The following is a 25,277-nucleotide window of genomic DNA, read 5'->3' on the forward strand; positions in this document are numbered from 1 at the left end:
ACCGAGTGAGCGGACAAGAGGGGGAAGGGATGGCGCAAGCGTCACCTCAGGTTGCGGATCTGAGCGCGGAGGAAGCCCGCGCGGAACTGGCCCGTCTGGCGGAGCTGCTCGCAACGGCGAACACCGCCTATCATCAGGACGATGCGCCAGAGATCTCCGACGCGGAATACGATGCGCTCAAGCGGCGCAATGCCGAGATCGAGACCCGCTTTCCCGCGCTCAAACGCGCCGACAGCCCCAGTGATCAGATCGGTGCCCCAGCATCCGAGACCTTCTCCAAGATCCAGCATGCGGTGCGGATGCTCTCGCTCTCGAACGGGTTTTCCGATGCGGCTATCACCGAGTTCGACCAGCGCGTCCGCCGGTTTCTAGACCTTCCGGAGGACGCGCCGCTCGCCTATACCGCCGAGCCCAAGATCGACGGGCTGTCGCTGTCGCTGCGCTATGAGCACGGCGTGCTTATCCAGGCCGCGACGCGAGGAGATGGCAGTATCGGCGAGAATGTGACCGCGAATGCCCGCACGATTGCGGATATTCCTGAACGGATCGAGGGCGCGCCGGAGATCCTCGAAGTGCGCGGCGAGGTCTATATGAGCCACGCGGATTTCAAAGACCTGAACACCCGTCAGTCCGAGGCAGGCGCCAAGCCCTTCGCCAATCCGCGCAACGCCGCCGCCGGCTCCCTGCGGCAGCTGGACGCCGAGATCACGCGCGCCCGCCCGCTGCGCTTTTTCGCCTATGCCTGGGGGGACATCTCGGCGCCGTTTTCCGAAACCCAGAGCGGGGCGATTGCCCGTTTCGCCGAAATGGGGTTCAGCACGAATCCCCTGACGAAGCGTTGCCTCGGTCCCGCCGAGATGCTCGCCCATTATGCCGAGATCGAAGCGCGCCGAGCCACGCTGGGCTATGACATCGACGGCGTGGTCTACAAGGTCGACGATCTCGCGCTGCAGGGGCGGCTTGGCTTTCGCTCGACCACGCCGCGATGGGCGATCGCGCATAAATTCCCCGCCGAGCTCGCCTGGACGCGGCTCGACGGCATCGACATTCAGGTCGGGCGTACCGGTGCGCTGAGCCCGGTTGCGCGCCTCACCCCGGTGACGGTTGGCGGGGTCGTCGTCTCGAACGCGACCCTGCATAACGAGGACTACATCGCCGGGCGCGACAATACCGGTGCAGAGATCCGGGGCGGCGTCGACATCCGCGTGGGTGACTGGGTTCAGGTCTATCGCGCCGGAGACGTGATCCCCAAGATCAAGGATGTCGACCTGAAACGCCGGCCGCCGGAGGCAGCGCCCTTCGTCTTTCCGACGACCTGTCCCGATTGCGGCTCCGAGGCTCCACGCGAACCCGGGGACGCCGTGCGACGTTGCAGCGGGGGCCTCATCTGTCCGGCCCAGGCGGTGGAAAAGCTCAAGCATTTCGTGTCCCGCGGGGCGCTTGATATCGACGGGCTGGGCGCGAAACAGGTGGAGCAGTTCTACCTCGATGGCTGGATCCGCGAACCGGCGGATATCTTTACCTTGCGGACCCGGTTTGGCGACGGGTTGCAACAGCTCAGGAACCGCGAAGGCTGGGGCGCGAAGAGCGCCGAGAACCTGTTCAACGCCATCGATGTGGCGCGCAACGCGCCGCTTGCCAAGCTGCTCTTCGGTCTCGGGATCCGCCATATCGGCGAAAGCGCGTCCAGCCTTCTGGCCAATCACTACGGCACGATCGAAGCGCTCTTGGCCGCGGTCGAGGCCGCGCAGGACGAGGGCAGCGAGGCGTGGGAGGATCTTCTGAATATCGACGGGGTGGGGGAGGTCATGGCGCGGGCCCTCGTCACGACCCTGACGCAGGAAGCCGAGCGCGCCTCGATCGACCGGCTGCTGGCAGAGGTCTCTCCGGCCCCGGCAGCGCCACCGGATGTGCAGGACTCTGCGGTGGCGGGAAAAACACTCGTTTTCACCGGCTCGCTCGAGACCATGTCGCGCGCCGAAGCCAAGGTGACAGCCGAGGCGCTCGGGGCCAAAGTGGCCGGGTCGGTGTCGAAAAAGACCGACCTGCTGATTGCCGGACCGGGGGCCGGGTCCAAGGCGACCAAGGCGGCTGATCTGGGCATCGAGGTGATCGATGAAGAGGCGTGGCGCGTTCTGGCGGGGCTCGAGTGAGCAGCAGGCCCGACGCGCTCTTCCCGCTCTTTGCCGAGCTGGAAACCCTGCCCGGAGTGGGCAAGAAGACCGCGCAAAGCTTTGCGCAGATGGACGTGGCCCGGCCTCGGGATCTGGTCTTCACCTTGCCCCATACGGGGATCGAGCGGCGTCCGGTCGACACCGTGCAAGAGGGCCCGTTTCCCAGTGTGATGACCGTGCCGGTGACCGTGCTGCGGCACCTGCCGCCGACCGGGCGCGGGCGCCCCTATCGGGTGGAGGTGCAGGATGCGGCCACCACAATCACGCTGGTCTATTTCCACGCGCGCGGTGCGTTTCTGCAATCGCTCTTGCCCGTGGGCGAGCGCCGGATCATCTCGGGGCGGGTCGAGCTCTATGATGGGCAGGCGCAGATGCCTCATCCCGATCATGTCCTGACGGAGGCAGAGGCCGAGTCCCTGGGCGGGTTCGAGCCGGTCTATCCCCTGACCGCCGGGATCACGCAGAAGACCATGCAAAAGGCCGTGGCGGGTGCGCTGGACCGGATGCCTGAAGTCGTGGAATGGGCCGATCCCGCGCTGGTGGCGCAAGAGGGCTGGCCGGATTTTGGCACGGCCCTGGCCACGGCGCATGCGCCCGAAAGCCTGCGTGACCTGACCGCCGAGACCCCAGCACGGCGGCGGTTGGCCTATGATGAATTGCTGGCGCATCAGACCACGCTGGCCCTGGCCCGGGCCCATCGGCGGCGCAAACCCGGACGCGTTCTGACCGGCACGGGGCGTCGGGTGCGCCCGGTTCTCGACGCTTTGCCCTATACGCCCACGGGCGCGCAGCAGCGGGTCATTGCCGAGATCACCGAGGATCTCGCCGGGCCGCACCGGATGAACCGGCTCCTGCAGGGGGATGTGGGCGCGGGCAAGACGCTCGTGGCGCTGGTTGCGATGCTCCTGGCGGTCGAGGTGGGTGCACAGGCGGTCATGATGGCCCCGACAGAGATCCTTGCGCGGCAACATCTGAGCGCCTTGCGCCCGCTGGCCGAGGCGGCAGGCGTGGTGGTCGATGTGCTGACCGGGCGCGACAAGGGCAAGGACCGTGCGGCCAAGCTCGCCGCGCTTGAGGCGGGGGATATCCATATTCTGGTCGGCACCCATGCGGTGTTTCAGGACGATGTCGCCTTCCACGATCTGGGCCTTGCGGTGATCGACGAACAACATCGGTTCGGGGTGCGCGAGCGGATGCGGCTCGGGGCCAAGGGGGCAGCGGTGAACGTGCTGGTCATGACCGCGACGCCGATCCCGCGATCCCTGGCGCTGGTCACTTACGGCGATATGGATGTCTCGATCCTGGACGAAAAGCCGCCCGGGCGCACCCCGGTGAAGACCGCACTCGCCTCCGCCGCGCGGCTGGATGAGCTTGTGGATCATCTGGGTCGCGCCATGTCCGATGGACGCCAGGCTTATTGGGTCTGCCCGCTGGTGGAAGAGAGCGAGACCCTGTCGCTCACGGCGGCGGAGGAACGGTTCAAGCTCCTGCGGGCCCGGTTCGGCGAGGATCAGGTCGGGCTGGTCCATGGTCAGATGCCAATTGCCGAGAAAGACGAGGCCATGGCGCGGTTCGTGGCGGGCGAGACGCGGCTTCTGGTGGCAACGACGGTGATCGAGGTGGGCGTGGACGTGCCCAATGCGTCGATCATGGTCATCGAGGGGGCCGAGCATTTCGGCCTTGCCCAACTTCACCAGCTGCGGGGCCGGGTCGGGCGGGGCAGCGAAGCCTCCACCTGTCTGTTGCTCTATGCGCCGCCTTTGGGCGAGACGGCGGAACGACGGCTGAAGCTGATGCGCGAAACCGAGGACGGATTCCGGATCTCCGAAGCCGATCTTGAGATGCGCGGGGCAGGGGATCTGATCGGCACGGCGCAATCCGGTCTGCCGCGTTTTCGCATCGCGGACCCGGAACGACAGGCGGGTCTGATGGCCATGGCCCAGAGCGATGCGCGCGCGTTTCTGGCATCCGATCCCAAGCTGGAGACCCCTCGGGGCGAGGCGCTGCGGATGCTTCTCTGGCTGACGGGACAGGACGAAGCGATCCGTTTAATTTCCGTGGGTTAGGTCCTGCGAACGCGTTTTGTTCTTCGATGTTCTTAAAAAGTTCTTTACTTTGTTCGCTGGAAGTGAGAACAAAAGGTCAACAACAGAACTTCAGGAGGCTCAGATGCTCGCAGAGATTAAGACAATCATCACCCGCGCACCGGTGTCTCTGGCTCAGGATGCAACTGGGGCCCTCGCGATTACGGTCGTGTTTGCCACCCTGTTGCACGTGCCCGTTCTGTTCTGATCTGCCTGCGGTCCGCCGTGTTTGGTTTTCCGGTGTTCGGGCCCCCACCCGACACCTCGTTCCCGCGCCGCCTGCCTGCGCTGCGGGATCCGAGATTGCCTGTCTCGCACCAACACCATTGATCCGCTGCCTGGCCGCCGCCTCTGCCCAGAGTGCGGCGGCTTTTTTCTTAGAGCCGGTAGATCTCGGCGAATTTCGCATCGAGATAGTCGAGAAGCGGCGCCTCGCTGGGCGCATGTCCGCAGGCCGCCTCGATGGTTTCGGCCGGCATCCGCAGCGCGCCATGCTGCTGCAGGGCGCTGCGCAACCACGCGGTGCAGGCGGTCGCGTCACCCTTGGCGAGGCCGTTCTCCCACGCGGGCAGGTCGCGCTTCATCGCCTCGAACAGGCAACCCGCATAGAGGTTGCCCAGCGTGTAGGTCGGGAAATAGCCAAACAGCCCGACGGACCAGTGCACATCCTGCAACACGCCATTCGACGGCTTGTCCACGGCCACGCCGAAATCCGCCGCAAAGCGCGTGTTCCACGCCTCTTCGAGATCGGCGACATCGAGCCGGCCCGCGATCAGGTCCCGCTCCAGATCGAAGCGCAGCATGACATGGAGGTTATACTGCACCTCGTCGGCTTCGGTGCGGATATAGCCAGGCGAGAGACGGTTGACCGCGCCATAGAAGGCGTCCGGATCGCTGATCCCGAGGTCGCCGAACTGCGCGGTCATCTGATCAAAGAGCCAGCCGGTGAAGGCACGTCCACGGCCGAGCTGGTTCTCGTAGATCCGGCTCTGGCTTTCATGGACACCCATGGAGGCACCGCGCCCGATCGGGGTCAGCAGATGGGCCGGATCGACCCCTTGCTCATAGGTGGCGTGACCGACCTCGTGAATGGTCGAGTAAAAGCAGTTGAACGGGTCGGTCTCGGCGACCCGCGTGGTGATCCGCACATCGCGCCCGGAGCCCGAGCTGAAGGGATGCACCGCCAGATCGATGCGCCCGATCTCCAGATCATAGCCAAAGGCCAGCGCGAGGGTTTGCGACAGGGCGAGCTGGCCGTCCTCGGCAAAGCGGCCTTCGAGCGGGGCAGGGGCATGGGACGCCCCCAGAACCCGGTCGCGCAGCGAGACCAGACGGGGGCGCATCCGGTCAAACAGCGCGGCAATCCCTGCCTCGGTCGCGCCGGGCTCGTAATCCTCAAGCAGCGCGTCATAGAGTGCGCCATCTGTAGCCAGCGCCGATGCCTCCTCGCGGCGCAGGTCGACAACCTCGCGCAGCACCGGCAGGAAGGCGGCCACGTCATCGGCGGCCCGCGCGGCGGCCCATTTTCCCTGGGCCAGCGAGGTCACGCGCGCCAGTTCCGCCGCGAGCCGAGCAGGCACCTTGGTATTGCGCGCATAGCTGCGAGAGATCTCGCGCAGGTTCGCGGCCTCCACCTCCGTCGCGGGGGTCGCCGCTGCCAGCCAATCCCCAATCCGCGGATCCGTGCGGCGGGCATGGAGCACAGCCTCCATCGCGGCCATCTCGGCGCTGCGCTGCTCGGCGGCTCCGCGCGGCATCACCGTCTCCTGATCCCAGCCGAGACGACCCGCGACCTCGCCCAGGGCTTCGGTGTCGCGCTGAAAGGCCATCAGCTCGGTCAAGGCGGTCATGCGGCGGTCCCCCGGATGGATGTGGCGATGGGATAACGGGCCCGGAACCGGGCGCGCAGGATCAGGCAGATCGTGACGACCGCGCCCAGCTGATGCGCGATGGCCCAGGTCCAGGGCGCAGCGTTCAGCACCGTGACGATGCCGAGGGTCATCTGACCAAAGAGGATCACCGCCACCCAGTCAAAGGCGCTGCGCGTGGTCGGATGGGCGCTGCGCCGCGACCGCCACCAGACAAAGAGCCCGACCAGCAGCAGCAGATAGCCGACCATCCGGTGATTGAACTGCACAAGGCCCGGGCTTTCGAAGAAATTCCGCCAGCCGGGCGTGAACTCCCACATGTCGATGGGCAGGAACGCCCCGGCCATGAGCGGCCAGTCCGTGTAGCTGCGCCCGGCATCGATGCCGGCCACGAGCGCCCCAAGCAGGATCTGGATCGCTGCGAGGCCGAGCACCCAGCTCGCGCCCGTCACCAGCCCGGGCTCGCCGGAGCGGCGCGCCTGCAACAGGTCACGCTCGGGCCGTCCAAGCGCCATGACATACCAGGCAATCAGCCCGAGGATCAGGAAGGCGAGGCCCAGATGGGTCGCCAAGCGGTAGGAGGCCACGTCGAGCATGGTGCCGGTCAGCCCGCTGGAGACCATCCACCAGCCGATCGCGCCTTGCAGCCCGCCCAGTACCCCGAGGCCAAGGAGCCGCCCGGTCCAGCCCGGCGGGATCTGACGGAAGACGAGGAACCCGACGAAACCAAGCGCCCAGACGAGGCCGATCACCCGGCCAAGTTGTCTGTGCCCCCATTCCCACCAATAGATGAACTGAAACTCCGCGAGGGACATGCCCTTGTTCTGCAACTGGTATTCCGGGATCGCGCGGTAGCGGTCGAACTCGCGCGCCCAGTCCTCGGCGCTTAGGGGCGGGATCGCGCCGGTCAGGGGCGCCCATTCGGTGATCGACAGCCCGCTATCGGTCAGTCGGGTCAGCCCGCCCACGGCGATCATGATGACCACCAGCGCAAAGAGCAGCATCAGCCAGACCCGCACCGCACCGCGCGCACCGGTTCGGGCCGCGCGGTCGATCACCCCGGGCGAGACCGGGGCCGGGCCCGCCGGCGCATCCGTACCGACCTCTTCGAAGATGCTGCGTTTCTTGCTCATGCGTCGCCTTTCTGGTCCTTGCTGCGGAGAGTATGCGCGGGGTTTGCGGGCTTCAAGATGACCCGCCCGACCTGTCCTTCCAGCGCGCGAGTTGCCGCAGCATGCCGTGGAAGGTCTGCACATCCACCAGCGTCAGCGGCAGGCGCGACAGCATGTTGCGCAGGTTCAGTTTCATATGGGCGGCCTTGTGGGGCGGAAAGAAGAATCCCGCCTCCTCCAGCCGTTCTTCGAAGTGATCGCCGAGCTTTTCGACCTCCTGACCGCTGGCAAAGCGCGTCCCGGCGAATTCCAGCACTTCGGGGGGCGTCTCGGTCACCTGACGTTCCCATTCATAGGCCGTCAGAAGCACGCATTGGGCGAGGTTGAGCGAGGGGAAGGCCGGGTTCACGGGCACCGAGACAATGGCATTGGCCAAGGCGATATCGTCATTCTCAAGCCCGGCGCGTTCCGGCCCGAACAGGACCGCGACGCGCTGGCCCTCGGCGATCAGGGCGCGGGCCTGGGTCATCGCGTGTTCCGGCGTGACCACCGGCTTGGTCAGATCCCGCGACCGCGCCGTGGTGGCAAAGACGTAATCCGCATCGCGCAGGGCCGCCGCCGTGCTGTCATACAGCCCGGCCTGATCCAGCAGCCGACCCGCGCCGCTCGCCATGGCCACGGCCTTTTCGCTGGGCCAGCCATCCCTTGGGGCCACAACGCGCATCCGGTCGAGGCCGAAATTCCACATGGCGCGCGCGGCACCCCCGATATTCTCGCCCATTTGCGGGCGGACAAGGACAAAGGCGGGTTGGCTGGGTGCGTCGGTCATGGCCCGGGTGATAGGGGGGCTGGCGACGGGGGGCAAGTCCCGAGGGGTATTGGTCATTTCCCGCGAGGGGGGCTATACGGGGGCGACAAGAACAGGAGCCTGTCATGGCCGACGCACCCGAGCAGCCGCAGCTTTACCTCATCACCCCGCCAGAGATCGAACTGTCCAGCTTTCCCGGCCAGTTGGCGGGCCTTCTGGACGGGGCCGAGATCGCCTGTGTGCGGCTCAGCCTGTCCACCCGGGACGAGGATCGGATCGCGCGCGCGGCAGATGCCTGTCGCGAGGTGGCCCATGCGCGGGACGTGCCGCTGGTGATCGACAGCCACTTCCTGATGGTGGAACGTCTGGGGCTGGATGGGGTGCATCTGGGCGATGGCGCGCGCTCGGTGCGCAAGGTCCGCAAAGAGATCGGCGCCGAAGCGGTGGTGGGGGCCTGGTGCGGGGCGTCTCAGCATGACGGGATGAGCGCGGGCGAGGCCGGGGCAGACTATATCGCCTTTGGCCCCGTGGCCGCAGGCCTGACCGGTGCGGGCGAGGTGGCAGAGGCGGATCTTTTTGCCTGGTGGTCGCAGATGATCGAGCTGCCCGTGGTGGCAGAGGGGGGGCTGACCCCGGAAGTTGTCGCCGCTCTGGCCCCGGTCACGGATTTCTTTGCGATCGGCGAAGAGATCTGGGGCGCAGACGATCCGCTCGCCGCGCTCAAGACCCTGACCGCGGCGCTCTGAGCGCCGGGGCCACGGATCACGGGGCGCTGGGGTCCGGTCTCACTCCATAGGCGCCATTTTCTCGACTTCGACCCCATCCTCCACGGCCGTGTAGAAGCAGCTGCGCCGGTTGGTGTGGCAGGCGGCTCCAACCTGATCGACCATCACCAACAGGCAGTCGCGATCACAATCGACGCGGAAATCGCGCAGGGTTTGCACATGGCCCGAGGTCTCGCCCTTGATCCAGAAGGATTGCCGCGAGCGCGACCAATAGGTCACCCGGCCGGTCTCCAGCGTCCTGGCCACGGCCTCGGCATTCATCCAGGCCATCATCAGAACCTCGCCGCTGGTGGCGTCCTGCGCGATGGCGGGTATCAGACCTTTGTCGTTATAGCGCAGGGTTGCGGGATCGAATTTCATATGCTCCTCCTTAACAGAGCCGATTTGCGGTCTATCTACGACAGGACCCGGAGGAAACACCATGTCTGACACGGACCTGATCAAACTCTATTCCCAGCGCATTCTGGGTCTGGCGGCATCCATTCCCCATACGGAACGGCTGAGCGCGCCTGATGCCTCGGCCAAGAAGCGCTCGCCGCTGTGCGGATCGACCGTGACCGTGGATGTGAAGGTCGCCGAGGGGCGCGTGGCTGCCTTTGGCCAAGATGTGAAGGCCTGTGCCCTGGGACAGGCCGCGGCCTCGGTTCTGGGCGCAGCCGTGATCGGGCGGAGCCTGCCGGAACTGGAAGCGGCGCGCGACGCGCTCAAGGCGATGCTGAAGGAAGATGGCCCCGTGCCGCCTGCGCCCTTTGACGGATTCGAGGTTCTGATCCCGGCCAAGGATTACAAGAACCGCCATGCCTCGATCCTGTTATCGCTGGATGCGACGGTCGCGGCCATGCGGGAAGCCGAGAGCGCCCATTGCGCCTGAGGGATTGGAGGGCCAGCCCTCCAAACCTCCCGGGATATTTCCGGACTTAAGTTCCGGACTTAAGTTGGGGCGCGCGCCTATTTTTCGGGGATGAGGCCGCGCGGGCTGAAGCGCAGAACCAGAAGCAGCACGATCCCCATGGTCAGCAGGCGCATATGGGCGGCACTGTCCAGCAGGTGATCCTTGAGCGCGGAGCCATCCGCCATCCCTGCGGTGAGCCAGAGCATGAGTTGCTGGCCCATGGGCTCCACCTGGATCCAGAGGAACCAGATCAGGAACCCGCCGAGGATCGCGCCCCAGTTGTTGCCGGACCCGCCGACGATCACCATCACCCAGATCAGGAAGGTAAAGCGCAGCGGCTGGTAGGAGGAGGGGATGAGCTGGCTTTCCATGGTGACCAGCATGGCGCCCGCGATCCCGCAAATGGCCGAGCCCATGACGAAGATCTGCAGGTGACGGCGTTTGACGTCCTTGCCCATGGCCTCGGCGGCGGTCTCGTTGTCGCGGATCGCGCGCATCATCCGGCCCCAGGGGGATTTCAGGGCGGCTTCGAGCAGAAAGAGCAGGATCAGGAGCACGCATGCGAAGAGCCCCGCATAGGCGAGTTTCACCGCGACCGAGGAGGCGACCACCGGGTCAAAACCCCAGTCGGTCATCCGCGCGACAAAATCCGGGTCGTTCTGCAGGTCGATCTCGTAGGGCACCGGGCGCGGGATCGAGACCACGTTCTTGACGCCGCGGCTGAGCCAATCCTCGTTCTTCATGACGGCGATCACGATCTCGGCGATGCCCAACGTGGCGATGGCCAAGTAATCCGACCGCAGGCCCAAGGCGGTCTTGCCCACGACCCAGGCCGCGCCCGCCGCCAGCGCCCCGCCAATCGGCCAGGCCAGCAGCACCGGCAGGCCGAGCCCGCCGAGATAGCCGGTCCCGGCGGGGTTCACGGCCTCCACCGCGGCGACGGCCGGGTCAAAAAGCGCGCGGAACGAGAAAAAGCCGCCCATCAGGATCGCGAACATGGCGAGGGTGCGCGTCCGTCCCGCGGCCATGCGTTGATAGGTCAGGATGGCCGCCGCCAGCACGATCAGCGCCCAGGCCAGGGCCAGGATCAGGCGCAGACCTCCGGCGGACCAGGCTTCTCCCACCGGGGGCATGGAGACGAGGACGACGGCGAGCCCGCCGAGCGCCGCAAACCCCATGATCCCCACATTGAAGAGCCCCGCGTAGCCCCATTGCATGTTCACACCCAGCGCCATCACCGCCGAGATCAGCCCGTAATTCAGGATGGTGAGGGCCACGTTCCAGCTTTGCAGCACCCCGGTCCCAACGATCAGCAGGGCGACAAGGCCAAAGAGCCCCAGATTGCGCAGATTGATCGTCATACGGATTTCCCCTTGAAGAGCCCCGTGGGCCGGAAGAGCAGCACGATGATGAGAATGGCGAAGCTGACGGCGAATTTGTAATCCGTGCTCAGGAGTTGGACGAGCCCGTCTGGCTCCAGAGCCTCCGGGAGGAGGTAGCCCAGCACCTTCTTGAAGGCGTAGGTGATGGTCACCTCCGAGAAGGCGATCACGAAGCCCCCCGCGATGGCGCCCAGCGGATTGCCCAGCCCTCCGACGATGGCGGCGGCGAAGATCGGCAGCAGAAGCTGGAAATACGTGAACGGTTTGAAGGACTTGTCGAGCCCGTAAAGAACCCCGGCCACGGTCGCCAGCGCCGCCACGATCAGCCATGTCACCATGACCACCCGTTCGGGATTGATGCCCGAGAGCAGCGCGAGGTCCTCGTTATCCGAGAAGGCGCGCATGGATTTGCCCGTCCGTGTCCGGTTCAGGAACCAGAAGAGGAGGGCTACCACGAGCACCGCGGTGACCACCGTCAGGCCCTGGGTCGTCTTGATCGCAAGCCCCTCGCGCAGCCCGGTCATCTCGCGAAAGTCGCGGGCCGAGATGATGAACCGCGCGCCATCGCTGAAACGCTGGTCATCCGGGCCGATGATGAACCGCACGAGGGCATTCATGATGAACATCACGCCCAGCGAGGCGATGACGAAGATCACCGGCACGGCCTTCTGCTGCCGGTAGAACCGGTAGACCAGCCGGTCCGTGCCCACCAGCAGAAGCCCCGTGACCGCGATCCCGAAGGGCAGGGCGAGCAATGCCGTGGGCAGGGGGCCAAGACTGATCCCCATGGACTGGAACGCCCAGGTGAAGAGGATCGTCACCATCGCGCCGAAGGCCATGGTGTCGCCATGGGCGAAGTTCGAAAACCGCAGGATCCCGTAGATCAGGGTCACCCCGAGCGCGCCAAGCGCGAGCTGGCTGCCATAGGCCGTGGCCGGCACCACGACGAAGTTCAGAAAGGCAACGAGCGCGTTGAGAAAATCCATCACTCCGCCTCGCATGTGCCGAGATAGTTCACCATCAACGGCCCGTCATCGAGATGCACCGCAAGCCGTGCCTCGGCCCCGTTCAGGGTGAGCATGTAGCCCGCGGTTCCGGCATCGAAGAAGAACTGCCGACGCTCCGGCCCGCCGCGCAGGGCGTATCCCGGGAAGCTGCCGCTATCGGTTTCAGCCACGAGCCGGGACGTCACTGTCGCCTGGGTTTCGGGCAGGCTGAGCCGCATCTCGAACCCGGAGGGCGCGCAGGCCTCATTTTCAAAGCACTCGGTTTCAAACCGGCACAGGGTATTGGCGGTGGCAGGCGTGGCGACGACCAGCGTCAAAAGGAGCAGCATGCGCATGATCACCCTCCCAGAAACGATTTACGGACATCCGGGTCGGCCAGCAGGGCCTGCCCGGTATCGGTGTAACGGTTGCGCCCCTGTACCAGGACATAGCCCTTATCGGCGATCTCCAGCGCCTGACGGGCGTTCTGCTCCACCATCAGGATCGAAATGCCCGTGCGTGCCACCTCGATGATCCTGTCGAAAAGCTCATCCATCACGATGGGGCTGACCCCGGCGGTGGGCTCATCCAGCATCAGGACCTGAGGCTGGGTCATCAGGGCGCGACCCACGGCCACCTGCTGCCGCTGGCCCCCGGACAGCTCGCCCGCAGGCTGACGGCGCTTATCCCCGAGGATCGGGAACAGCTCGTAAACCTGCGCAATCGTTTGCGAAATATCATCCCGGCGCAGGAAGGCCCCCATCTCGAGATTTTCCTCCACACTCATGGAGGTGAAGATATTGTGGGTCTGGGGCACGAACGCCATGCCCTTGGCCACGCGCGCCTGCGGGGTAAGCCGCGTGATGTCCTCGCCACCCAGCCGCACCGCGCCCGTATGGATGTTCAGCATCCCGAAGACCGCCTTCATGGCCGTGGACTTGCCGGCCCCGTTGGGCCCCACGATCACGGCGATCTCGCCCTTATCCACCGACAGCGTACAAGCGTGGAGGATATCCGCCCCGCTGCCATAGCCCCCGGTCATGGCATCCCCGATCAGGAAGGGCTCGCCGGGCTGGGCCGCCCCTCCGGGGGACGTCGATTGCCCCGCCGAAAGCGTGCCGCCGGGTCGGGGATTGGTGATCGAGGCATCCGTATTGCCCCGGGCGTCCTGATAGGGATTGCTGCTCATGGATGGCCTCTGCGCCGCGCGCCTGGCTTCATTGTTCCAAAAATACTCAAATCCCGCCCTCTCCTGGGGTTCAGGCGCTTGCCTTGTTCTTGAGCCCGGTGCCGAGATAGGCCTCGATCACCTGCTCATTCGCCTTGATCTCGCCGATCGTGCCCTGAGCCAGCTTCTTGCCCTCGGCCATCACGATCACCGGATCGCAAAGTTTTCCAATGAAATCCATGTCATGCTCGATGACGCAAAACGTATAGCCGCGCTCCTTGTTGAGCCGCAGGATCGCGTCGGCGATCGTGCCCAGAAGCGTCCGGTTCACACCCGCACCAACCTCGTCGAGAAAGACGATCTTGGCATCCACCATCATGGTGCGGCCCAGTTCCAGCAGTTTCTTCTGCCCGCCGGACAGGTTTCCGGCCTTCTCGTTCTTCAGATGATCAATCGTCAGGAATTCGAGCACCTCATCAGCCTGCTTGAGCAGGGCGGCCTCTTCCTGCGCAATGCGTTGCCGGTTGAACCAGGCATTCCACATGGTCTCGCCGGATTGCGCGGCGGGCACCATCATCAGGTTCTCGCGCACCGACATGGATCCAAACTCATGGGCGATCTGGAACGTCCGCAGCAAGCCCTTGTGAAACAACTCATGGGGCGGCAGGCCGGTAATGTCCTCGCCCTGCATCGTCACCCGCCCCGAGGTGGGTTTAAGGTTGCCCGCGATCACATTGAAAAGCGTGGTTTTCCCTGCGCCGTTGGGACCGACCAGCCCGGTGATCGAGCCTTCGGCAATCGCCAGCGTCGCGCCGTCAACGGCCCGAAAGCCGCCGAAATGCCGATGCAGGTTTTCGACCTTGATCATATATGCCTCATGCCAAACAGCCCGGGGCGGGCCCGGGCTGTCTGCTTTGCATCTGGAAAGGTCAGCGGAAGCGCACCGTGGTGACCAGGCCGTCTTTCATTTCCATCTCGCGGTAATTGCCCGCGGACTCGCCGCCACCGATCAGCTCAACCGCCGAGGCACCGACATAATCGATCTCGCCGCCATTCTTGAGGATCTCGAGCGCCTTGCCCAGCTCCCCAGGCAGGATCGGCTCGCCGGGTGCATTGGCCACGTCCATCACGTGATCTTTGTAGTCGCCCGGCTCGGCGGATCCGGCGGCCTGCATGGCGAGCATGATCAGCGCAGCGGCGTCATAGCTCTCGGCAGAGAAAGGCGAGGTCGGATCAAACGCATCGCCGACCATCTCGGCATAGACCTGCGCGCCGGAGCTGTCGGTGCCCGGGTTCTGTCCGAACGAGCCGTCGATATCGCTGCCGAAGTTTTCCTCCAGCGCGACCGAGACCATGCCATCGGGCAGCACGAAGGTGTCGAAGGCACCGGTGTCGAGCGCGGCCTGGATGATGCCCGAGCCGCCCTGATCCACATAGCCCGCCACGACGAGGATCTCGCCGCCCGCAGAGGCCAGCGCGCCCACTTCGGCGGAGTAATCCGCCTTGCCATCCTCATGGGAGGCATTGAGGGTCACGGTTCCGCCCGCCGCCTCGAACGCGGCGGCAAAGCTGTCGGCCAGGCCCTTGCCATAGTCGTTATTGGTGTAGGTCACGGCGACTTCCTTGAAGCCCCGGTCCATGATCACCTCGGTCATGACCACGCCCTGACGGGCATCGGAAGGCGCTGTCCGAAAGAAGAGCCCGTTATCCTCGACCGTGGACAAGGCCGGCGATGTGGCCGACGGCGAGATCATCACGACCCCGTTCGGCATGGCCACATTCGACAGGATCGCGCCTGTCGCGCCCGAGCACATGGCGCCCATGATGCCCTTCACACCTTCGGCGGTGATCAGACGTTCGGCGGTCGCGGTCGCGGCACCGGCATCGATGCAGGTACTGTCCCCGCGCACCGGGGTCACGGTTGCCCCTTCGAGCAGCATACCGCTCTCGGTTACTTCGGCCATGGCCATCTCGGCGCCCATCGCCATGGGCGGGGCAAGCGATTCCAGCGGTCCGGTGAAGCCGACGGAAACTCCGATCTTGATCTCGTTGGAATGGCCTGCCGCGAAGGCGGTGCTGGCCATGGCGGCTGTCGCGACGGAGGCGAGAAGCAGCTTTTTCATATATCTCTCCCGTGTTGGATCTTGATGTCCTGACCGGAGGCTAATTCGCGGTTTGCGGATTGAAAAGGGTCACCGGGCCGGTTTACCCGGCGTCGCCCGCAACAAATGGGACCAAACCCGCAAATTGCCGCCTGCCACCCCGGGGGATCTGGCGCGGGCAGCTTGGCCCGGGCCCGGCACTGCCTATCTGTGAAGGGTATCGCATTCCGGAGGACGCCGATGATCCGACCCGCCCTGATCAGCCTCGCCCTGATCCTCACTGCGCAAAACGCCTCGGCGACGCAGGCCGAACGCCTTGCCACCTCGGCCGGGACGGTGGAGGTCACGCGCATGGTTGCCGATCTCGACGAGCCCTGGGGCTTCGGCTTTCTGCCCGAGGGCGGGTTGCTGATCACCGAGCGGGGCGGCACGCTTCTGCACATCTCGCAGGACGGTCAGCGCCAATCCGTGACCGGGTTGCCCCGCGTGGCCCGGGGCGGACAGGGAGGTCTGCTGGATGTGTTGATCCCCCGGGACTTCGCGCGCACGCGGCAGGTGGTGCTCACCTATTCCCGGCCTCAGGGCTCCGGCGCGGGCACGGCGGTGGCCGTTGGCACGCTGTCGCAGGATGGCGCGGCGCTGACCGGCACGACCACCATCTTCGAGACCGAACCCGGGAACCGCGGGGGCAGGCATTTCGGGTCCCGCGTGGTCGAGGGACGGGACGGGTTTCTCTATGTCACCATCGGCGATCGCGGCGATGATGACAGTGCGCAGGACCTGAGCACCCAGAATGGCAGCGTGATCCGCATCGGCCGCACTGGCGGTGTGCCCTCGCGCAACCCCTTCATCGACACCCCCGGCGCCCAGCCCGAGATCTGGTCCTACGGCCACCGCAACCCGCAGGGGGCCGCGCTCGATCTGGAGGGCAATCTCTGGGTGGTCGAGCATGGCGCGCGCGGCGGGGATGAGATCAACGCCGTGCGGCGCGGCGCGAATTACGGCTGGCCGGTGATCTCCTACGGGCGGCATTACTCGGGCCTGCGCATCGGCGAGGGGTCGTCAAAGCCGGGAATGGAACAACCGGATCACTTCTGGGATCCCTCCATCGCGCCTTCGGGGATGATGATCTATTCCGGTGCGCTCTGGCCCGAATGGCGTGGCGATTTCTTCGTCGGCAGCCTGAAATTCGGGTATCTTTCGCGGCTGGAGGCCGGGAGCTTTGCCGAGGAAGAGATCGAAGGCGACAGCACCGCGCGCCTGCGCGATGTCCGCGAAGGCCCTGATGGGGCGATCTGGTATCTTAGCGTGGGCAATGGCGCGCTCTACCGGATGACCCCGGCACGCTGAGCCGCGCCTCGGCACGGCCCGGATACCAATCGTTTCGCAACAGACAAAATTGATACGCAGCGGGACATCGAACGGAAAAACCGCTCCTATAGACACTCCTCAGCGCGGCGATGCGGATCGCTCTCAAGGCGCCGCCGCCGCGTTCATATTCAACTGAGCCCATTTCAAACGGGCATATGAGGAGCATACCATGCCTGAAGACGGTCTTCTTTCCTTCAAATTCGTCAAACACACCGACACGGGTCGCGATGTCGGCGATATGATCAACGACGCGATTGCGCGCTATTTCGAGGCGGAGTTTTCCCTCGCCGAGAGCCGCGCCCAGAAGCCGGCGGAACCCAGCCGCGATATTGCCTGGGAGGACGATGTGCCGCCCAATTTCGGCGACGGCGTGGAGTTCCTGCTCTAGCCGGCCTGCGTGTCTTCAAGCCACGCGAACCTCACTTGCAAAACGTCGCTTCGGTCGATCGCGTCCCTGCCATGGGGCCCGGTCGACCGAACGCTTGCCCCAGGAGGGTGCCATGATGCTCCCACGCCGTGCCGATTTGCTGGACGGACGGACGCTGCTGGTCTGTATCGGCGCGGCCAAGACCGGAACGAGCTGGCTGCACAGCTATTTCTGCGGTCGGGAGGATGTGGCCGTCTCGCCCCTGAAGGAAGTTCACTTCTTCGACGCGAAATTCCCCGAGACCGCCCTTGGCGACCCGGACCGGTTTGCCATGAAGCGGCTGGAATTCCACTTGAAGGCCGCCGAAACTTCGCCCCGGACCCTGCGTGATGCTGCCGCTTTGCAAGCGAGCCTCGACCGGGTGCAGATGATCTATGATCCGCTGGCCTATTTCGACCATTTCGCCCGCCTCTCGACCGACCGGACCCGCGTGGTCTGCGATATCACGCCGGGATATTCGGCCATCGGCAGAGACGGTTTCGCCTATCTCAAGGCGTTTTGCGCCCAACGCGGCATCCGGGTGAAAATCCTGTTCCTGATGCGCGATCCGGTGGACCGGTTGTGGTCGCAACTCCGGCATCTGCAGCAGCTCAGCGCAGAGAATGACGTCCTGCGGGACTGGGCGCGGATCGCGCAATCGCCCGCCATCCGGGCCCGGGCGGATTATGCGCAGATCGTGCAGGCGCTCGACGATATGTTCGACGCAGAGGATGTGCTGCACCTGTTTTACGAAAACCTCTTCGACGATCCGGCCCTGCGCGCCTTGTGCCGCTTTCTGGATCTGCCCTTTTCTGCGCCCGGGCAGACCGAAACCCTGAACGAGACCTTGGTGAAGCTGCCCTTGCCCGGGGTCGCGAAGGAGGCGTTCTCAAAGGATCTCGCGCCGCAATACCGGTTCTGCCAGACCCGGTTCGCGGATCGCATCCCGGCCAGTTGGCTGTCCCTGTAAGCCCTCCGCTGTGTCGGGGCGGGACGCCGTGCCCCGAGGCATGGGTAAAAACAGAGCAGCGCCCCACCACAGATCGCCGCTCTGTTTCCGTCAACCGACCGACCGGCCCCCGCGATCCGCAAGGCCGGGGGTGCCGGTGGGCGATTGATTTCGTGTCAGGCTGCGTTGGACCGACGGCGCGCGAGACCCAGCGCGCCGAGACCACCCAGCAGCAAAAGCGCCGGCATGGGCAGCGGCACCGGGCTTGTGGCATCGATCCGGATGTCGTCATAGCCAAAGCCCGAAGGCTCACCGACCGGAGTCAGCAGCACGCTGGTCGCCTGATCGAGCCCCGCGATGGTGTAGAAATCCTTGGTCTCGCTCGCATAATCAAAGCCCGAAAAGCTATCCACGACAAGGCCCGAGGCCGTCATGAAGGACAGGGTCAGCGACGAATCCGGCCCCTCGTCAGAGACGATATTCATCGAGAACATGCTGGTCGCATTCGGAAAAATGATCTCCAGCGGATTGCCGCAATCGCCGGGCTGACAGGACAGGACATAGGTCGTGCGCGTGCCGGGATTGTCGTCAAAGATCCGCACCTCGGAGGGGGCGGTCGTGTTGAAGGTAAATCCGTCCACCTCGAAACTGGTGCCTTCGAAACTGGTGGGCAGGCCTTCAAAATCCACCGAAGCGGCGAGGGCCGGGCCCGACAGCCCGAGGGCCAAAAGGACTGAAAACAGAAATTTCATGGGTAAATACTCCTATAGGTCCCGCGATCTCATGCGGGTATCCGGAGTATTCGACGCGCGCCGTTAGAACCTCGTCAGCGCTGCGTTGTCCTGCTGCACGAAAGCCTCAGACCGACAACCGGCCCGACTGCGCACCGCGCTCGCGATAGGGCGTTGTGTTGTATTGCGACCGGTAGCATTTCGAGAAATGCGAGGGCGAGGTGAAGCCACAGGCCAGCGCCACGTTGATCACGCTCATATCCGTCTGCATGAGCAGGTTGCGCGCCTTTTGCAGGCGCAGTTCCATGTAATACCGCTTGGGCGAGCGGTTCAGGTAGCGGCGAAAGAGCCGCTCGAGCTGCCGCGTGCTCATCCCGATATCGGCGGCGAGGTTTGAGGGGCTGATCGGCTCTTCGATATTGGCCTCCATCATCTGGATGACCTTGCTGAGCTTGGGATGACGCACCCCGATCCGGGTCGGCGTCGAGAGCCGCTGCGTATCCTGATCCGTACGGATGGTGGTGTAGATCAGCTGATCTGCCACCGCATTGGCCAGATCCTCGCCATGGTCATCTGCGATGATCTTGAGCATCAGGTCGATCGAGGCCGTCCCCCCGGCGGTGGTGTAGCGATTGCCATCCATCACGAAGACCGATTTCGTCAGCTCGATCTCGTCGAATTCCTCGAGGAAACTGTCATGGTTTTCCCAATGGATCGTGGCGCGCTTGCCATCGAGCAGCCCGGCCTTGGCCAGGGTATAGGCCGCCGTGCAGAGCCCGCCGGTGACCACGCCGCGCCGCGCCTCGCGCCGCACCCAGTTCAGCAGGGTCTTTGTCGAGGCCGATTTCACATCGATCCCGCCGCAGAGGAACATCATGTCATCGCGGCTCAGCTCGCCCAGATCCATATCGAGCTTGAAGCCCACCCCGGCCGAGCAATAGGCCTCCTCTCCGCCATCGCCTGCGAGAACCCATGTATAGAGCGTCTGGCCGGACATCCGGTTGGCAATGCGCAGCGCCTCGACCGCCGAGGCAAAGCAGAGCATCGTGAAATTGTCGAGCAGGACAAAGACAAAGCGCTTCGGTCGCGCGCTCGGACCGAGGTCAGCGGTGCTTTGGACACGGGAGAGCGGGGGCACCTCGGGCGTCATGGCGTCATCCTTATTTTGCGCCACGAGACTAGATTTGGCGCGCGGGCGCAATGCCTCGCCGTCACCGGGGCGCGGAAAATCGCATGCCCTTAGATCGAGAATGCGCATTGGCAAGGCCGAGCCAGTGGCGTAAGGAGAGCGCCGGTTCAATCTGCAATCCGTGGAGGAATAGGATGGCATCGACGTGGAACAAGTCGAGCTGGCGCTCGAAACCTCGGGTACAGATGCCCGATTATACGGATCCGGCGGCTCTGGCTGCCGTGGAAGCTCAGCTGACGAAATACCCGCCGCTGGTTTTCGCGGGCGAGGCACGTCGGCTGACCCGGGCTCTGGGCGAAGTGGCCGAGGGGCGCGCGTTTCTGATGCAGGGCGGCGATTGCGCCGAGAGCTTTGGCGAATTCGAGACCGACCAGATCCGCGACACCTTTCGGGTGATGCTGCAGATGGCGATTGTCCTGACCTTCGGGGCGAAGATGCCCGTGGTCAAAGTGGGCCGCATGGCCGGGCAGTTCGCCAAGCCGCGTTCGGCCCCGACCGAGACCCAGGGCGATCTGGAGCTGCCGAGCTACCGCGGTGACATCATCAACGACATCGCCTTCACCCCCGAGGCCCGGATCCCCGATCCGGCGCGGATGCTGCAGGCCTATACCCAGGCGGCGGCGTCCCTGAACCTCGTGCGGGCGTTCTCCCATGGCGGCTATGCGGATGTGAATCATGTCCATGGCTGGACCCTGGGCTTCGTCGAGAGCGAAAAGGCCGCCGCCTATGCGGATATGGCCAACCGGATTGCCGACGCGCTGGACTTCATGCAGTCCGCCGGGGTGAACAAGGACACCGCGCATACCCTGTCTTCGGTGGATTTCTACACCTCGCACGAAGCGCTGCTGCTGGAATACGAAGAGGCGCTCTGCCGGATCGATTCCACCTCCGGGCATCCGCTCGCGGGCTCCGGGCACATGATCTGGATCGGCGACCGTACGCGGCAGCCGGACGGCGCCCATGTGGAGTTCTGCCGCGGCGTTCAGAACCCGATTGGCCTGAAATGCGGTCCGTCGATCTCGGCCGACGACCTGAAGGTCCTGATCTCGAAGCTGAACCCGGACAACATCCCCGGGCGTCTCACGCTGATCGCGCGCTTTGGCGCGGGCTCCGTGGGCGAGCATCTGCCGCGCCTCATCAAGGCGGTCGAGGAAGAGGGCGCCAAGGTTGTCTGGTCCTGCGATCCGATGCACGGCAACACGATCAAGAGCGCGTCGGGCTACAAGACCCGTCCCTTCGAGAGCGTGCTGCGCGAAGTGCAGGAATTCTTCGCGGTCCACAATGCCGAGGGGACCTATCCCGGCGGCGTGCATTTCGAGATGACCGGCAAGGACGTGACCGAATGCACGGGCGGCGTGCGCGCCGTGTCGGATGAGGATCTGTCGAGCCGGTATCACACCGCCTGCGATCCGCGCCTGAATGCCAGCCAGTCGCTGGAACTGGCCTTCCTCGTCGCCGAGGAGATCGAAAAGCATCGCAGCGCGGCAGACGCCACCAAGCGGACCGCCTGATCCAAAAAAACAGCCCCGCCAGTCCTACGGGACGGGCGGGGCGCTTTGATCTGAGGGTCGTTCGGTGGAACGCGGTCGGATCGGTTGGCTGCCCGCGATCCGGACAGCCCCCAGCTTACTTCACAACCCGCAGGTAGGGCGGCAGCTCGCGCGCAGGTGCCGCGTCAGGCGTCTCGGCGGTCTCGCTGGCCGGGGCAAAGGGCTTGGCCGGTTCGTGGAACCCTTCGAGCACGCGGTCCTCGGGACGCAATTGCGGGCGCGCGGGCTCCTCGGCCAGAACGGGCTGGGGCAGGGGCGTGCTGCGCGACTGGGTGACCTGGAACCGATAGGGCGGCGACAGGAGCGGACCACGGGCCACGAGACAACCCAGTGCGCGGGTCGGACGGCCATCATCATCCAAAAGCGGCAGGATCAGCATCTCGGCCTCGGTGGGCTCTTCACCGGCCTTGCGCGAGGACAGGCTCAGTTCCAGCGAGGACGGCTCGCGGAACACCTTCTCGATCATCGGCAACAGGCGGTTGCGCTGGGTATGGGTGAAGATCGCGCTGATCGGCATGCCGCGCACTTCCATCCCCATGAGGTCGTTCAGATGACCGCCCGCCACGCGGAACCGCGCGAGACCGGGCGCGATCTCTTCGAGGATGAACGCATAGGGCAGCGCGCCTTCGATCCGGCGCGGATCGATGTCAGACCGCCGGGGCAGGCTGTCGCCGTCGCGCATGCTTTCCCAGTACTCCATGACGTCCAGGAGGATCTTGCTGCGCAGCGTTGCTTTCTTTTTATTCAAAGACACGACGGCATTTTCCATCTTGGATGTGACCTGACCAATATCCGACACGCTAACACTCCTTACTCCGGTCGACCGCTTATGCCGGAGTTGTCGTTGCGAGCGTCTGGTGTTAACCGTTACTCGCATAATGATTACTCAAGTCTTAATACCGGAAAATTCGCGAAAATTGCATCGGAATTTTTTGCCGATGGTTAATCTCCATGACTAGGTCGATGACCGGGTTCGCCGCCCGCGAAGGGGGGCTGGACGACTGGGTCTGGACCTGGGACCTGAAATCCGTGAATGGACGGGGGCTCGACCTCAAGATCCGGGTGCCGGACTGGGTGCCGGGATTGGACCAGATCCTGCGCAAAACCATCGCGACCGAAGTGACCCGAGGCTCGGTGACCGTAGCACTGCGTCTGTCGCGCAGGCAGGAGGCACACCAGCCGATCAACGAGACAGCCCTCGCCGCCGTGCTGTCCACCATCGGGGCAGTGACGCGCCGTGCGGCGGAAGAGAACGTCTCGCTCCCAGCACCCAACGCACTGGAAATCCTTAATTTTCGGGGCGTGAGCGAGGCGGCGCAACCGGATGGCGACGAGATGGCCGCCCTGCGCGAGGCGCTGATCGCGGATTTCGATCTGGCCTTCCCGGAATTCATCGCCGCCCGCCAGCGCGAAGGGGCCAGCACCGCCGCAACGCTGCGCGCGACGCTCGACGCGCTGGACGCCATGACACAGGAGGCACGCGCGCTTCTGCCGGCCCGGGCGGATCGCCAGGCCGCGCAGCTGCTAAAGAGCCTGCAATCGGTGCTCGATCTGGCGGGTCAGGACGCCCCGGATCCACAGCGGATCGCGCAGGAACTCGCAGTGCTCGCTGTTAAGGCTGATGTCTCGGAAGAGTTGGAGCGACTCGACAGCCATATTTCCGCCGCCCGCGACATCCTTAACGCTACGGGCCCCATGGGTCGGAAACTCGACTTCCTGATGCAGGAATTTAACCGAGAAGCGAACACGCTCTGCGCCAAGGCCAATGACACCGACCTGACGCGGATCGGGCTCGATATGAAAGTGCGGATCGACCAGATGCGCGAGCAGGTTCAGAACATCGAGTGATCGCCCTGCGGTTGCCGCGCCGGACCCGTCCCTCTAAGAACGGGGCGAGCAAAAAGGCCGCTATGGGGGATACCGGTGAACCTACATCTGTCGCGACGGGGACTTCTGATCATCCTGTCTTCGCCCTCGGGGGCCGGGAAATCGACGCTGGCCAAACGCCTCATCGCCTGGGATCCGACGCTGTCCTTTTCCGTCTCGGCGACCACCCGCGCGCCCCGGCCCGGTGAAGTGGACGGCAAAGACTACAGCTTCCTCAGCGAAAGCGCCTTCCGCGAGCTTGTGGGCTCGGGCGGGATGCTGGAACACGCCCATGTCTTCGGCAATTTCTATGGCAGCCCGGTCGCCCCGGTCCAAGCCGCGATCACCGGCGGACGCGATGTGCTCTTTGACATCGACTGGCAGGGCGCGCAGCAGATCCGCAATTCGGATCTGGGCAAGCACACGCTGTCGGTCTTCATCCTGCCGCCCTCGATCCGCGAGCTGCGCCGCAGGCTGGAAAGCCGGGGCCAGGACACCGCCGAGACCATCGGCAAGCGGATGCAGAAGAGCTGGGACGAGATCAGCCACTGGGACAGCTATGACTACGTGCTGGTGAACGAGGATATCGACGAGACCGAGGCGCAGTTGAAATGCATCGTCTCGGCGGAGCGCTTGCGGCGGGCCCAGCAGCCGGGGCTTCAGGGACATGTGCGCGGGCTGCAGCAGGAATTCGAGGAGGATAAGATATGATCTATGCACTGGACGGGGTTGCCCCGCAGTTTCCGGCCTCGGGGGATTACTGGGTCGCACCCGATGCCAATCTGATCGGCCGGATCGTGCTGGAAGAGGGCAGCTCGGTCTGGTTCGGAGCCACCCTGCGCGGTGACAATGAGGAGATCCGCCTCGGGGCCGGGTCCAATATCCAGGAGGCCTGTGTGCTGCACACGGATATGGGTTTCCCGCTCAGTATCGGGACAAACTGCACGATCGGACACAAGGCGATGCTCCATGGCTGCACCATCGGGAATGGCAGTCTGATCGGGATGGGCGCCACGGTGTTGAACGGGGCCAAGATCGGCGCGGGCTGTCTGATCGGGGCCGGGGCACTGATCACAGAAGGCAAGGAGATCCCGGATGGCAGCCTCGTGATGGGCGCTCCGGGCAAGATCGTCCGTACGCTTGATGCTGCAGCGCAGAGCGGACTGCTCAAGTCGGCGGAGGGCTACCAGGCAAATATGCGTCGGTTCCGCGACGGGCTCACGGCGGTCTGAGCCGGCTGTCTGACGTTACGGAACGCGCGTGTCGAATTTCAGAAACACGCCGTTAATTGTTGCGAAAAAAACACTAGTTTAAGCGGGGAGCCGCCGACTGTTCGGGGTTAAACGGTGCATCTCAGACCACTACACCCACGAATCATCACATTGTTTCCGAGAAGTAAACAACGCTGAGCGGCGAAGCGCCGCATCGGCAATCAGTCGCCGGTGCCCGTGCGCGGCGTGGCGTCCTCGACGATCAGACGGCAGACGATATTCTGCGCCACATCGCGCAATTCCCGCTCGATCAGGCGGGGGTTCGGCAGGGCAGGGCCAATGGCCCAAAGCTCGCCGTAATACCCTGCAAAGGCCAGGGTCTCGGCCACATCCACTGCGTCGAAACGCTCTGAAAACAAGGGTGTTACAATGAGTTCGGGGCGATACTTCATCAGGCATTCATCCCCCAGCGCACCATAGCGCAGGGCCTGCAACTGCGCGTCGGGCTCGGACAGATGTCGTGACAAAGCGGTGGTTTGCGCCGGCAACAGATCGATGCAGAGCACGGGACGCGAGACATTCACCTGGGTATTGAATTGAGCGGGCCGTAGCACTTTTGGACGCAGATCAGTCCTGTCTTGCA

The 25,277-nt window shown here is 64.7% G+C and carries 26 protein-coding genes; 12 read left to right on the forward strand and 14 right to left on the reverse strand.

All coding sequences use genetic code 11. The features are described from left to right. The first annotated feature begins 29 nt into the window (after positions 1 to 29). The 3 genes from ligA to ACP15I_RS18120 all read left to right on the forward strand — a co-directional run bounded on the left by ligA (position 30) and on the right by ACP15I_RS18120 (position 4,466). On the forward strand, positions 30 to 2,153 hold the full coding sequence (gene ligA, locus ACP15I_RS18110) for an NAD-dependent DNA ligase LigA (RefSeq protein WP_424976155.1): 2,124 nt from the start codon (positions 30 to 32) through the stop codon (positions 2,151 to 2,153). Next, complete coding sequence (gene recG / locus ACP15I_RS18115; protein WP_424976156.1) at positions 2,150 to 4,240, forward strand: ATP-dependent DNA helicase RecG; 2,091 nt, start codon at positions 2,150 to 2,152, stop codon at positions 4,238 to 4,240. The genes ligA and recG overlap by 4 nt, the downstream gene beginning before the upstream one ends. Before the next feature lie 103 nt (positions 4,241 to 4,343). Beyond that, the gene (locus ACP15I_RS18120; RefSeq protein ID WP_424967381.1) at positions 4,344 to 4,466 is read left to right on the forward strand and encodes a hypothetical protein; all 123 of its coding nucleotides are present in this window, start codon (positions 4,344 to 4,346) and stop codon (positions 4,464 to 4,466) included. A 169-nt stretch (positions 4,467 to 4,635) separates the two neighbouring features. Here the strand turns inward: ACP15I_RS18120 and ACP15I_RS18125 are convergent, their stop codons facing one another. From ACP15I_RS18125 to ACP15I_RS18135, 3 genes are read right to left on the reverse strand one after another with little or no spacing between them, the layout of a single operon-like run. Further along, complete coding sequence (locus tag ACP15I_RS18125) at positions 4,636 to 6,108, reverse strand: carboxypeptidase M32 (protein ID WP_424976157.1); 1,473 nt, start codon at positions 6,106 to 6,108, stop codon at positions 4,636 to 4,638. Beyond that, entirely contained in the window at positions 6,105 to 7,259 is a 1,155-nt protein-coding gene (ctaA, locus tag ACP15I_RS18130) for a heme A synthase (RefSeq protein WP_424976158.1), read from the reverse strand. The genes ACP15I_RS18125 and ctaA overlap by 4 nt, the downstream gene beginning before the upstream one ends. Positions 7,260 to 7,311: 52 nt before the next feature. Beyond that, positions 7,312 to 8,067 carry an RNA methyltransferase gene (locus tag ACP15I_RS18135; protein ID WP_424967384.1) on the reverse strand — a complete coding sequence of 252 codons (756 nt, stop codon included), beginning with the start codon at positions 8,065 to 8,067 and terminating at the stop codon, positions 7,312 to 7,314. Positions 8,068 to 8,171: 104 nt separating this feature from the next. Between ACP15I_RS18135 and ACP15I_RS18140 the strand changes: the two genes are divergently transcribed. Continuing rightward, entirely contained in the window at positions 8,172 to 8,792 is a 621-nt protein-coding gene (locus tag ACP15I_RS18140; protein ID WP_424976159.1) for a thiamine phosphate synthase, read from the forward strand. Between the two features lie 39 nt (positions 8,793 to 8,831). On the opposite strand, the gene hisI is transcribed toward ACP15I_RS18140, so the two are convergent. Then, positions 8,832 to 9,191: a phosphoribosyl-AMP cyclohydrolase gene (gene hisI, locus ACP15I_RS18145; protein ID WP_424976160.1), complete on the reverse strand. Its 360-nt coding sequence runs from the start codon at positions 9,189 to 9,191 to the stop codon at positions 8,832 to 8,834. 61 nt (positions 9,192 to 9,252) lie between these two features. On the opposite strand from hisI, the gene ACP15I_RS18150 reads away from it, so the two are divergent. Beyond that, positions 9,253 to 9,702, forward strand: a complete 450-nt coding sequence (locus tag ACP15I_RS18150; RefSeq protein WP_424976161.1) for an iron-sulfur cluster assembly scaffold protein — start codon at positions 9,253 to 9,255, stop codon at positions 9,700 to 9,702. Between the two features lie 77 nt (positions 9,703 to 9,779). Here the strand turns inward: ACP15I_RS18150 and ACP15I_RS18155 are convergent, their stop codons facing one another. The 6 genes from ACP15I_RS18155 to ACP15I_RS18180 form a co-directional block, all read right to left on the reverse strand. Continuing rightward, complete coding sequence (locus ACP15I_RS18155; protein WP_424976162.1) at positions 9,780 to 11,084, reverse strand: branched-chain amino acid ABC transporter permease; 1,305 nt, start codon at positions 11,082 to 11,084, stop codon at positions 9,780 to 9,782. After that, positions 11,081 to 12,091 carry a branched-chain amino acid ABC transporter permease gene (locus tag ACP15I_RS18160; RefSeq protein WP_424976163.1) on the reverse strand — a complete coding sequence of 337 codons (1,011 nt, stop codon included), beginning with the start codon at positions 12,089 to 12,091 and terminating at the stop codon, positions 11,081 to 11,083. Before ACP15I_RS18160 ends, ACP15I_RS18155 begins: the two co-directional genes overlap by 4 nt. Next, positions 12,091 to 12,447, reverse strand: coding sequence for a hypothetical protein (locus ACP15I_RS18165; RefSeq protein ID WP_424976164.1), 357 nt, complete (start codon positions 12,445 to 12,447; stop codon positions 12,091 to 12,093). The genes ACP15I_RS18160 and ACP15I_RS18165 overlap by 1 nt, the downstream gene beginning before the upstream one ends. 2 nt (positions 12,448 to 12,449) lie before the next feature. Then, positions 12,450 to 13,280, reverse strand: a complete 831-nt coding sequence (locus tag ACP15I_RS18170; protein WP_424967391.1) for an ABC transporter ATP-binding protein — start codon at positions 13,278 to 13,280, stop codon at positions 12,450 to 12,452. A gap of 70 nt (positions 13,281 to 13,350) precedes the next feature. Next, a complete protein-coding gene (locus ACP15I_RS18175; protein ID WP_424976165.1) occupies positions 13,351 to 14,127 on the reverse strand; it encodes an ABC transporter ATP-binding protein in 777 nt (258 codons plus the stop codon). 61 nt (positions 14,128 to 14,188) lie between these two features. Beyond that, the gene (locus ACP15I_RS18180; protein WP_424976166.1) at positions 14,189 to 15,382 is read right to left on the reverse strand and encodes an ABC transporter substrate-binding protein; all 1,194 of its coding nucleotides are present in this window, start codon (positions 15,380 to 15,382) and stop codon (positions 14,189 to 14,191) included. 219 nt (positions 15,383 to 15,601) lie between these two features. Here ACP15I_RS18180 and ACP15I_RS18185 point away from each other — a divergent pair, with 219 nt between their 5' ends. From ACP15I_RS18185 to ACP15I_RS18195, 3 genes are all read left to right on the forward strand, one after another. Then, the gene (locus tag ACP15I_RS18185; protein ID WP_424976167.1) at positions 15,602 to 16,711 is read left to right on the forward strand and encodes a PQQ-dependent sugar dehydrogenase; all 1,110 of its coding nucleotides are present in this window, start codon (positions 15,602 to 15,604) and stop codon (positions 16,709 to 16,711) included. A 190-nt stretch (positions 16,712 to 16,901) separates the two neighbouring features. After that, positions 16,902 to 17,120, forward strand: coding sequence for a hypothetical protein (locus ACP15I_RS18190; protein WP_424976168.1), 219 nt, complete (start codon positions 16,902 to 16,904; stop codon positions 17,118 to 17,120). Positions 17,121 to 17,232: 112 nt separating this feature from the next. Continuing rightward, positions 17,233 to 18,108, forward strand: coding sequence for a sulfotransferase (locus ACP15I_RS18195; protein WP_424976169.1), 876 nt, complete (start codon positions 17,233 to 17,235; stop codon positions 18,106 to 18,108). A gap of 155 nt (positions 18,109 to 18,263) precedes the next feature. Here ACP15I_RS18195 and ACP15I_RS18200 read toward each other — a convergent pair whose 3' ends face one another. Both ACP15I_RS18200 and ACP15I_RS18205 read right to left on the reverse strand, forming a co-directional pair. Further along, positions 18,264 to 18,839 (reverse strand): hypothetical protein, encoded by a 576-nt coding sequence (locus ACP15I_RS18200; RefSeq protein WP_424976170.1) that lies wholly within the window; start codon positions 18,837 to 18,839, stop codon positions 18,264 to 18,266. A 106-nt stretch (positions 18,840 to 18,945) separates the two neighbouring features. Beyond that, positions 18,946 to 19,968, reverse strand: a complete 1,023-nt coding sequence (locus ACP15I_RS18205; RefSeq protein ID WP_424976171.1) for a GlxA family transcriptional regulator — start codon at positions 19,966 to 19,968, stop codon at positions 18,946 to 18,948. A gap of 173 nt (positions 19,969 to 20,141) precedes the next feature. Here ACP15I_RS18205 and ACP15I_RS18210 point away from each other — a divergent pair, with 173 nt between their 5' ends. Next, entirely contained in the window at positions 20,142 to 21,518 is a 1,377-nt protein-coding gene (locus tag ACP15I_RS18210; protein ID WP_424976172.1) for a class II 3-deoxy-7-phosphoheptulonate synthase, read from the forward strand. A gap of 115 nt (positions 21,519 to 21,633) precedes the next feature. On the opposite strand, the gene ACP15I_RS18215 is transcribed toward ACP15I_RS18210, so the two are convergent. Continuing rightward, positions 21,634 to 22,311 (reverse strand): PAS domain-containing protein, encoded by a 678-nt coding sequence (locus ACP15I_RS18215; RefSeq protein ID WP_424976173.1) that lies wholly within the window; start codon positions 22,309 to 22,311, stop codon positions 21,634 to 21,636. 209 nt (positions 22,312 to 22,520) lie between these two features. Between ACP15I_RS18215 and ACP15I_RS18220 the strand changes: the two genes are divergently transcribed. The 3 genes from ACP15I_RS18220 to ACP15I_RS18230 all read left to right on the forward strand — a co-directional run bounded on the left by ACP15I_RS18220 (position 22,521) and on the right by ACP15I_RS18230 (position 24,655). Then, the gene (locus tag ACP15I_RS18220; RefSeq protein WP_424976174.1) at positions 22,521 to 23,405 is read left to right on the forward strand and encodes a YicC/YloC family endoribonuclease; all 885 of its coding nucleotides are present in this window, start codon (positions 22,521 to 22,523) and stop codon (positions 23,403 to 23,405) included. Between the two features lie 75 nt (positions 23,406 to 23,480). Then, positions 23,481 to 24,134, forward strand: a complete 654-nt coding sequence (gene gmk, locus ACP15I_RS18225; protein WP_424976175.1) for a guanylate kinase — start codon at positions 23,481 to 23,483, stop codon at positions 24,132 to 24,134. After that, a complete protein-coding gene (locus ACP15I_RS18230) occupies positions 24,131 to 24,655 on the forward strand; it encodes a gamma carbonic anhydrase family protein (protein WP_424976176.1) in 525 nt (174 codons plus the stop codon). The genes gmk and ACP15I_RS18230 overlap by 4 nt, the downstream gene beginning before the upstream one ends. Positions 24,656 to 24,855: 200 nt before the next feature. Here the strand turns inward: ACP15I_RS18230 and ACP15I_RS18235 are convergent, their stop codons facing one another. After that, a complete protein-coding gene (locus ACP15I_RS18235) occupies positions 24,856 to 25,248 on the reverse strand; it encodes a hypothetical protein (protein WP_424967404.1) in 393 nt (130 codons plus the stop codon). Between the last annotated feature and the right edge of the window lie 29 nt (positions 25,249 to 25,277).

The organism is Dinoroseobacter sp. S124A, from assembly GCF_049801015.1.
Taxonomy (GTDB): domain Bacteria; phylum Pseudomonadota; class Alphaproteobacteria; order Rhodobacterales; family Rhodobacteraceae; genus Dinoroseobacter.